This window comes from Cupriavidus sp. R6-3 (assembly GCF_059772245.1).
Genome location: NZ_JCBAJO010000339.1, coordinates 1 through 3,848, shown reverse-complemented (window position 1 = coordinate 3,848; position 3,848 = coordinate 1). Strand labels below are relative to the sequence as shown.

3 protein-coding genes are annotated in these 3,848 nt (G+C 69.1%); all 3 read right to left on the bottom strand.

Going from position 1 to position 3,848, the window contains the following annotated elements; all coding sequences use genetic code 11:
* The coding region (gene mrdA, locus AC6EI8_RS25105) for a penicillin-binding protein 2 (protein WP_498383206.1) at positions 1 to 2,159 on the bottom strand (2,159 nt) is incomplete at its 3' end.
* 60 nt (positions 2,160 to 2,219) lie between these two features.
* On the bottom strand, positions 2,220 to 2,732 hold the full coding sequence (gene mreD, locus AC6EI8_RS25100) for a rod shape-determining protein MreD (protein ID WP_006579990.1): 513 nt from the start codon (positions 2,730 to 2,732) through the stop codon (positions 2,220 to 2,222).
* Positions 2,729 to 3,793 carry a rod shape-determining protein MreC gene (gene mreC / locus AC6EI8_RS25095; RefSeq protein ID WP_498383205.1) on the bottom strand — a complete coding sequence of 355 codons (1,065 nt, stop codon included), beginning with the start codon at positions 3,791 to 3,793 and terminating at the stop codon, positions 2,729 to 2,731. The genes mreD and mreC overlap by 4 nt, the downstream gene beginning before the upstream one ends.
* Positions 3,794 to 3,848: the final 55 nt, after the last annotated feature.

Genomic DNA, 3,848 nt, shown 5'->3' with positions numbered 1-3,848 from the left:
GCCTGCGGATCGATGGCCGGCGCGGCGGCCACCGCAGAGGCTCCGGCCTGGCTGCCGTTGCCGCCGCCGCCATTCCTGGTGCCCTTGGCGCCTTCGTCCTTGCCGCCCGGCTCGCCTTGTGCGTCCTCGTTGGCCAGCGTGTTGCCCATCGCGGTCGCGCTGGCGATGCTGGCGGTATGGCCGGTGGTAAAGACGCTCGGCGTATCGACCGGCGGCAGCCCGTGCGCGCGCTCGGCGGCCGGCGGCGCGATCTCGGCCAGCTCGGCGGGCCATTTGCCCAGCAGGTAGTAGTCCATCACCTTGCGCGCGATCGGCGCGGCGTGCTGCGCGCCGAAGCCGGCGTTCTCGACGATCAGCGCCAGCGCGATCTTCGGCTTGTCGGCCGGCGCGAACGCGGTGTACAGCGCATGGTCGCGCTTGTGCTCGGCCAGCGCGTGGTGGTTGTACTTCTCGCCCTTGCTCAGCGAGAAGGTCTGCGCGGTGCCGGTCTTGCCGGCCGACTCGTAGGCGGCGCCGGCGAACACGCGCGCCGCGGTGCCCGAATGCGTGACGCCGACCATCGCGCGCTTGATCACGTCGATATCGGACTGCTTGAACGGCAGGCGATAGCTTTCCTTCGGCACCGTCAGGCGGCGCTGCCGGGTGACCGCGTCCTCGACCGCCTTGACCAGGTGGGGCTTCATCACGACGCCGTTGTTGACCAGGATCGAGGTCGCGTGCGCCAGCTGCAGGATCGTGAAGCTGTTATAGCCCTGGCCGATCCCCAGCGAGATCGTTTCGCCGTCATACCAACGCTGCTGCTCGGGCTTGCGGTAGGCGCGCCGCTTCCAGTCGGTCGACGGCAGGATGCCGCGGCTCTCGCCCTCGATGTCGATGCCGGTCAGCTGGCCGAAGCCGAGCGGCTTCATGAAGTCGTGGATCGCGTTGACGCCCATGTCGCGCGCCAGCGCGTAGTAGTAGGTGTCGCACGAGGCCACGATCGAGCTGTACATGTCGACCCAGCCGTGGCCGCCCGGCTTGTCGTCGCGGAAGGTATGGTTGCCCAGCGTGAAGAAGCCGGGATCGTGCATGCCCCAGTTGGCGGTGCGCTTGCCGGTCGCAAGCGCCGCCAGCGCCATGAACGGCTTGTAGGTCGAGCCCGGCGGATAGGTGCCGCGCAGCGGGCGGTTCAGCAGCGGCTTGTCCGGCGAATTGTTCAGCTCGTTCCAGGTCGCGGTGTCGATGCCCTCGACGAACAGGTTCGGGTCGAAGGTCGGCTTGGAGACGAAGGCCAGGATGTCGCCGGTGGCCGGCTCGATCGCCACCAGCGCGCCGCGGCGGTCGCCGAACAGCGCCTCGGCCAGCTGCTGCAGCCGGATGTCGAGGGACAGGATCAGGTTGTTGCCCGGCGTCGCCGGCGCGGTCGACAGCGTGCGGATCGGCCGCCCGCCGGCGCTGACCTCGACTTCCTCGATGCCGGTCAGCCCGTGCAGCTCGGTCTCGTAGCTCTGCTCGATGCCGATCTTGCCGATGTAGTTGGTGCCCTTGTAGTTGTCGGCATCCTTGCGCGGGTCGTAGTTGGCCGGATTGGCATCGTTGGCCACGTCCATCGCCTCGATGCGCTGCTGGTCGCGCTGCGAGATGCGGCCGATGTAGCCGACCACGTGCGAGGCCGATTCGCCCATCGGATATTGGCGGAACAGCCGCGCGCGCACGTCGACGCCGGGGAAGCGGAAGCGCTGCGCGGAGAAGCGCGCCACCTCCTCGTCGCTGAGCTGGCTGCGGATCGGCAGGCTCTCGAAGCTGCGCGACTCCTCCATCAGCCGGCGGAAGCGGCGGCGGTCGCGCGGCTGGATGTCGATCAGTTCGGACAGTTCATCGATGGTGTCATCCAGCGACTGCGTCAGCTTGGACGGCGTGATCTCCAGCGTGTAGGCCGAATAGTTGCGCGCCAGCACGATGCCGTTGCGGTCCATGATGATGCCGCGGTTCGGCTCGATCGGCGCCACCGAGATGCGGTTGTCCTCGGCCTTGGCCGAATACTGGTCGTGCTTGTACCACTGCAGCCAGAAGAAGCGCAGGAACAGCAGGCCGAACAGGATCACGGCGAACAGCGCCGCGGCCGCCACGCGAAGGCGGAAGCGGCCGAGCTCGAGTTCGACGTTGCGGATTTCGGTCATGGTGCTGCGGGGACGGGCGGTCGGGGCACGGAGAGAGGCTGCGAGCGGAGTGCCATGCCGTCAGATCGGCCGGGTTTCGTCGACGTCGATGGAGCGGCGCTGCGGCGCCAGCAGCAGGCCGGTGGCCAGCGGCCACAGCAGCGCCTCGATGCCGGGCGCCACCAGCAACGGCCAGCCGGGCAGCGGCGCGCCCATCAGCAGCCGGATCACCACCGGTACCGCATGCGCGATGAACAGCAGCGGCAGCACGTGCAGTGCCTGCGTATAGACGCTGAACCACAGCACGCGGCGGTGGATCGTGATGGCGAAGTAGGCCAGCAGCGTGTAGGCCATCGCGTGCTCGCCGAGCAGGCGGGCATCGTGCACGTCCATCAGCAGGCCCAGCACGAAGGCCACGCCCATGCCGACCTTGCGCGGCTGGTGGATGTTCCAGAACACCAGCACCAGCGCCACCATGTCCGGCACCCACAGGATGTCGCCCCACGGCAGCAGGTTGAACAGGAACGCCAGCACGAAGGTCAGCGCGATGAAGGCCGGGTTGACCGGCCGCAGCAGATATTGGGGATGGGTCACCGCTTCTGCTCCTGGCTCGGCGCGGCCGCGGGCGCCGCGGCGACCGTAGCAACTGTGGCGGCCGTAGCCGCGGCGTCCGCCTTGGGCTTGGGCGCCTTCTCGGTTTTTTCCGCCTTGTCGGCTTTCTCGGGCTTATCGGCTTTCGAGGCCTTGCCGGCCTTGTCCGTCTTGCCTGCCTTGCCCGCGTTCTTGCCGTCGTCGCCGGCCGGCAGGTCGCGCGAGGGCTTCTCGGCCTCGTAGCGCACCACCAGCAGCTGGCGGTGCGAACGCACGCCCGCGACCGGGTCGCAGTAGACGCGCGAGAACGCGGTATCGGCCTTGCGTTCGATCTGCACGATGCGCGCGACCGGCAGCCCGGCCGGATAGACCCCGTCCAGGCCCGAGGTCACCAGCAGGTCGCCCTGCTGCAGATCGGCCGACGCCGCCATGAAGCGCAGGTCCAGCATGCCGGCCTTGCCGCCGCCGAAGGCGATGCTGCGCAGGCCGTTGCGTACCACCTGCACCGGGATCGCCTGGTCCTTGTCTGTCAGCAGCGTGACTTCGGACTGGAAAGGCGTCACGCGTGTGACCTGGCCGACCACGCCGCGATCGTCGATCACCGGATAGCCGGCCCGCACGTCGTGCTGGCTGCCGCGGTCGATCACGATGCGCTGGCTGTACGGATCGCGCGCGTCGTACAGCACCTCGGCCGCCGTGACCGGCGTGGCCGATTGCTCCTTCAGGTCCAGCAGCTTGCGCAGCTGGCGGTTCTCGGCCTCGAGCTGGGCCTGGCGCAGCGCGTCGTCGGCCTGCGCCACCGCGCGCCGCCGCAGCTCGCGGTTCTCGCTGGCCAGCGCGGCGGACGACTGCAGATAGTCGAACGCGGCGCGCGCCATGTCGCGCGGCACCAGCACGGCGCGCTCGACCGGCATCAGCACGGTGGCGGCGACCTGCCGGACCGTGGACAGCGCATCGAAGCGGGCGTCGACGACCAGCAGCACCAGCGCCATCGTCACGAAGATGACCAGGCGCGCGAACGCGGACGTGCCCTGCTTGAATAGCGGTGGCGGCGTGTAATCCATTTAGCCGTACGCAGGCGGTGGCGGTCCGCATCGCCGGCACGCCGCGCTCGGGCGT

Excerpts from the sequence above, each read along its gene's own strand:
- mreC (WP_498383205.1), bottom strand. The coding sequence starts at position 3,793 with ATGGATTACACGCCGCCACCGCTATTCAAGCAGGGCACGTCCGCGTTC.